The organism is Geminocystis sp. CENA526 (genome assembly GCF_050753365.1).
In the GTDB taxonomy this organism is placed as follows: Bacteria; Cyanobacteriota; Cyanobacteriia; order Cyanobacteriales; family Cyanobacteriaceae; genus Geminocystis.
The window spans coordinates 1-5967 of the sequence record NZ_JBLZFY010000164.1; the positions used below are offsets into that span (position 1 = coordinate 1).

The following is a 5967-nucleotide window of genomic DNA, read 5'->3' on the forward strand; positions in this document are numbered from 1 at the left end:
GTAAAATAAAAAATGACAACTAATTTTAGAAAAAATATTCTCGACACCCGCATATTGTGTCGCAATACATCCCACAGCTAAAGCAATCGATGCTCTTTGCGAAGTTGTTGTAACGGGTAATTACTCCTAAACCTCATTTTAGTTTACTTTAAGCTAATTGAAACAGTGCATCCCAGTCGATCGAGATTGAGGTATCATCATTTTCAGGTTGAGAAATCAAATCAAAGGCTTTATTTTTGGCAAAAGGATTATTTAAGGCTTGAATTACCATATTTGCCACATCTCCCCTAGGGATAGAAGTAGGAATGCCGTTGGGAGGAGAAGCTAAAAATTCATCGTCTTTGCCTACTAATAACTTCCGTTTACCGTCTGGTTTATCGAGTAACCCTCCTGCCCGAATAATGGTGTAATCTATGGCAGAATCCATTAAATATTGTTCAGCTTTTCTTTTCCAGATTAAAATATTACCGTTGCCAAGACGATTTAAAGGGTGATTTTCGTTTGTACCGCCCATTGAGCCGACAAGGATAATATGCTTAATTCCAGCTTTTTTAGCGCTATCTATCTGGTTTTTTTGCCCTAACCAATCGACTTGTTCGGGTTTTCCGTTAGTTTCAAAATCAAACTCAGGGGGTTTTCCTTCCGAAGGAGGAGTAATCATTTTTGGCACGGCACTCGTTAAAATAATTAACTTTTCGCATCCTTCCAGTGCGATCGAAACATCGTCAGGTGATAAAATATCCCCGAAGATAAAATTATCAGTATTACCAAAAATTTCTTGTGCTTTACTGCTCGATCGAGCAAAGGGTACAACTTGCCAACCATAATCATTAGATTGTAGCTTTTTCACCACCAAAGAACCAGTCCTACCCGTTGCGCCTGTTACTAAAACTTTTTTTGTCATATTTACAAATTAAATCTAAAATCAAGAATACAAAGGCAATATTTTTATTACTTTTTTTGCCTATATGGCAATTATCTTCCCATGAAAGGGAAAATCGATTATTTTCTAGTAATTTATCATAACTACTGTAGAAAAGCCTTAATTCTCATAATTTAGTTTTAAAAAAGAAAGTATAATAATTATTTGTGGTTTCTAATTTGTTGTTAAATCGATCGAACCCAAAATCATAAATACTGCGATTCCATCTTAGACTAAATAAAGTATCAGAATTATAAGAATAAGAAAGAACAATTCCATAATTATTGATGTCTCTTTGGGGTGCTAAATAACCATTTAATCTAACATTATTTATGAGGGGAAAAGAGATACTTCCTTGCAGTTTATTACCGATCGAATCTGGAAGTAGATCAAGTAATTGAGTTAAAGTCAAAACCACATTATAAACCCTTAATGTTGTTCCTATACCGACAAAATTATCCGTAGGATTTTCTAAAATATTTGAATCATCTCTATTCCAAGCATATCTTAATCCAGAAGACAAAGTTATACTAGAATTATTACCTAATAAAAACCTTTTATTAATACTGCTTTCTACTTTACTAAAATAATCTTGATCAGGATTAACATAATAAATGGAAGCTAAATTAAAACGCCAATTATTAACAAATTTAGTATAATCACCACCTAGATAAAATTTAGGTTGATCAGAAGTAATTGAACCTGCATAATAACGAAAAATATGATCATTATCAGTAATATTTCCTGTAAAACTTAGATGGGGATAATATTTAGTTGTTTCTGTTAAAGTTTGTTGAGTAACAAAATTAATATCCCTTTCATATAAAGAAATATAGGCTTGAATATAAAAATTATTTAAACTAATAGAATTAATGGTTTGCTCATTACTAGAAGTAACAAAACTGATATTAGAATTTAATCCGCCTTCTCCACCCGCCCTCAAAATAAGTCTTTCTGGACTGGTACTAACAATAAAACTATTAATCGTAGATGTTTGTTTTCTTACGGGAGATAAACCTAACCATACACTATTAAATATTCCTACTAGATTTGTTTTTTTACTTGGTGATAAAACATTAATTTTTTGATGATTGATTTTACCTAAACCAGCGTGATAAATCACAAAACTATCGCTAGGAATACGAGTATTATTAGCAGAATTAAATAAATTTCTATGAATATTCGTATTAGCTATATCTTCACTTCCTTCTAAAGTTGGTTCTAATTCGGGTAAAAATTGTCCTGTTATATTGACTAAACTATTAAGTAAAAAATTATCGTCATTAATAATAAATCCTCCGCCGTAAATAGTCCTAGCTAAAATAGCTTTTTCACTGTTAGATTTAACTATTTGTCTGGTACGATAAATGCCTAAAGAATTAGTGGTTTCGATCGATTCTGTACGGGTAACTTCGGTTTTATTGGATTGACTATTACCCGGAAATCTACCCACATTAGGAAAGTATAGATCGAGTCCAAAAAATTCGCCATTAACCCCTCTATTTTGGAATCCTGGCTGTTGTAAAATTGCTAAATTTTCTGGAGATACTTCTTGACCTAATTTCCCTAATTGTTCTATTCTAGTGGGAATTAAAGTGTTAGGATCAATACTATTTCGATCGGTAACTAAAGCAGGTAAATAACTACATTGACTATTAGGATTAGAAACATTTTGATTTAGAATACCACAATTTCCCGTAAAAGTTTGCTGAATGCCTGTACCTCTCACATTTTGTGGCTCAACAGTAGTTAATGTGATTGTACTGCTTTTATTAAGAGTAGTTAATTTTACATAAGTTCCTCTGGAATCTGCTGTAAAAATATTATTTTTTGTTAAACTATTAATCACATTTCCATCTAATTTATAGATAGTATTAAGATAGAAATTGTCGCTGATATTTTCTCCTGTTTGATAGGCACTATTAATCTCAAATTTTTTGGTATGATCAAGAGAAAAACCATTTAAAGGAAAACTGGTAATAATAATCGGTACATTATTTTCATCCACTATCATGGGGGGAATTTTATATTCTGATTCGGTTTCAGTATCGATCGAATCTGTAGAATTACTGATATTATCAGTCGAATCGTTAATGTCTATATTTTGGGCAAAAACGGCAGTATTATAAAAATTAAGAGATAGACAGCCTACCATCAAGGTAAATTTTAATTGAGTTTTATTCATAAATAAATCTGCCTATCTACTATGCAAATAGTTCATTTTCTCAAGGATATTTTGCGAATAATAAATATTCTTGTTGTCGCCACAAAACTAAAATATAAAGTTAATACAAAAACACAAGGTCATTGCAAGGTACGAAGCAATCTTATTTTGTTACTTTTTCGACAAAGGTGAAAGTATTAACTAACGTATTAGCTAGGACCAAAAGTAGAACCAACAATAACTCCACTCGGAGTGGCATCAATACTGACAGTATCATTGGAGATACTATTTTGTTGTGAAATCTCTAAGTTTGCATCTCCTGCAACATTATCAACGTAATTATTGGCATCGAAAGTAATTACTCCTCCAGTACCTACCGCAAAGGCTTCCGTTTTTCATTTAGGGGTAGGCGAGAATTGTATAATTGAATAAAACTATTGACAGTTTCACTGGGATTAAATTCTCCATGAGTACCAAAATGAACGATTCCGTAAGGTTGTCGAGCTAAATTTGCTTTGATTTGAGGTAAGGTAAAGTTACTATTCAAATACTGTTGATAATTTTCAGATTCTTGATCATTCCAGATTTTTTTGATAGTGGGTAATTCTAGGCTTACTGCTGGTAGGGGTGTGACTTCATCATCTCCAAATTCTGATGCCCCCATAGCTAATAATGGTAAGTCTTTAATGGGACGATAGCGGTTATCATTAAGGTTTAAACTGGGTGCTAAACCACTGCTATATGTTTCTACTAAAAACTTTTCATTTTTACCGTCATATAAGGCGGCAACAGGGATAAAGCGGATTTCTGTGGGAAGTATAAATAATAAATTAGTTATTTCTTCTTCTTTTAATTTTTCTTCAAGGGGAGCAATCAACCAAGTATATAATTCGGTAGCATAGGGTTTATAACTATCATTTAAGATGAAAGGATCGGAAGCGTTAATCCATAGATTAGTAGCGGATTGTACCACTTGTTCACGAGTTATAGGTACAACTACTCTCAGAGGCGGTTTTTCTTTTGTAATCACTAAAATATCTAATTGATCATCAGGAAAATTTTGAAAGGGAATAGTGGGCTGAAGATTCGGTTTATTAACGTCAACTTTACTATATTCTTGGGTATAAATAGCTTCTCGTTGGGCAAATTCTGCATCTAAATCAACGGGTTGATAACCTTTAGGGGTAAACATGACGAAAATAAAAGCAGGTTTTTCATCGGTTTCTTTTTCAATCAGGGTTAAAATCTCTTTTGCTTGATCAATTCTATATAAAGACAGTCCAAAGGATGTATTTAAAGCAACAAACTCTCGATCGAGATTATAAGCGGTTCGATCGAAATTATTAAGCAAAGTATGAGTAACAGGTTGCTGAATGAGATTATTAAGGGAAGGAGGTAAATTCCGAGAAATTTCTGAGAAGGGATCAAAAGGAGAGATAAAATTAGTTGATTGATTAAAACTGGAAGGTTGCGAGGGTGTTGACGGTTGCGAGGGTATTGACGGTTGAGAGGGGGTTGACGGTTGAGAGGGTATTGACGGTTGAGAGGGTATTGACGGTTGAGAGGGGGTTGACGGTTGAGAGGGTGTTGACGGTTGAGAGGGGGTTGACGGTTGAGAGGGTGTTGACGGTTGGGATATATTATTAGTTTCTACTTCACTATTAACAGAATTATCAATAATGGTTGTAGAATTATTTAAAACACTAGGATTAAGGGCATTTTCTCTGATAAAAACCCTTGCACTTTCAATAACTTTGTCACTTTCAGGGGAGTTAATCACTTTGACTGTATTTCCAAAAATATTTACTTCCCCATCCTCTGTGCTGATTTTACCCGATACGATCGACATTCCCGATTCATTAGGAATACTGGTATTTTTGACTTGTATTTGATTATTTTCGATCGATATATTAGGAGTATTAACGCCCCGTTGAGTCGCTCCCGTTAATAAAGAGGGTAAATCTTGAGGGGTAAATCCTAGTAAATTTCCTTGCTCATCTTGGGGTATATCGACTTCTAAGCTCAATAAACTACCTTCAGGGCTTATTTTTATCCTTGATGTGCCTTCTACCGCCTGTATGTTGATTTTTCCGCTAGTGGTTTCGATCGAACCCGTGTTAATAACATTACCTGCAATTAAATTGATATTATTAGCGACTCTTAAATTACCACTGTTGATGATACTTCCCCCTTGAGTGTTAAACACAAAATTAGTGGGATTTCCCGTCAAATTACTATAATCATTACTACCTACCGCATTAAAAATGCCATTATTAAAACCGATACCAGTAGCAGTGGTTGCCGTAAAATCGGCTGGAACATTTATACTAGCTCGATCGCCAAAAACAATCCCCGCAGGATTCATCAAAAATAAATTAGAGTTACCCCCCATAACTTGAATTAAACCATTGATATAAGAGGGGTTTCCTCCCGTGATTCTAGCGAGGATATTATGAATATTAGGATTGGTAAGAAAAGTAACTATTTGTTGTGGAGTTAAGCCAAATTCAAGAAAACTATGAAATAAATTTTTTCCATCCTTAGATAAAGTCTCACCGTCAATGGTAATATTATCACCATCCTTTGTCACAATGGTTGCAGTGTTACCATCAATGATAATTTGTTGAGCTTTGACTAATTTACCATTGATACAAAATAGCCAAAATAAAAAGATAATGATTAACCTAGTGGAAAAGTGCATAAGTACCTAAACAAAATAGATTGTGGACTTTAAAATTAATAACTGAGGTTATATAACGTAAAATATTTTACAACAACTTCGCAAAGAGCATCGATTGCTTTAGCTGTGGGATGTATTGCGACACAATATGCGGGTGTCGAGAATATTTTTTCTAAAATTAGTTGTCATTTTTTATTTTAC

Annotated in this window: 3 protein-coding genes; all 3 read right to left on the minus strand. The window is 33.6% G+C overall.

The window, feature by feature from the left end:
- Window positions 1-148: 148 nt before the first annotated feature.
- Window positions 149-904: an SDR family oxidoreductase gene (locus ACN4EE_RS21710; protein ID WP_431708599.1), complete on the minus strand. Its 756-nt coding sequence runs from the start codon at window positions 902-904 to the stop codon at window positions 149-151.
- Window positions 905-1049: 145 nt separating this feature from the next.
- Window positions 1050-3107 carry a hypothetical protein gene (locus tag ACN4EE_RS21715; protein ID WP_431708600.1) on the minus strand — a complete coding sequence of 686 codons (2058 nt, stop codon included), beginning with the start codon at window positions 3105-3107 and terminating at the stop codon, window positions 1050-1052.
- Between the two features lie 352 nt (window positions 3108-3459).
- The gene (locus ACN4EE_RS21720; protein WP_431708602.1) at window positions 3460-5787 is read right to left on the minus strand and encodes a two-partner secretion domain-containing protein; all 2328 of its coding nucleotides are present in this window, start codon (window positions 5785-5787) and stop codon (window positions 3460-3462) included.
- Window positions 5788-5967: the final 180 nt, after the last annotated feature.

Bases quoted from the DNA above. Each gene is read 5' to 3' on its own strand.
- ACN4EE_RS21715 (WP_431708600.1), bottom strand. From the start codon at position 3,107: ATGAATAAAACTCAATTAAAATTTACCTTGATGGTAGGCTGTCTATCT.
- ACN4EE_RS21710 (WP_431708599.1), bottom strand. From the start codon at position 904: ATGACAAAAAAAGTTTTAGTAACAGGCGCAACGGGTAGGACTGGTTCT.
- ACN4EE_RS21720 (WP_431708602.1), bottom strand. From the start codon at position 5,787: ATGCACTTTTCCACTAGGTTAATCATTATCTTTTTATTTTGGCTATTT.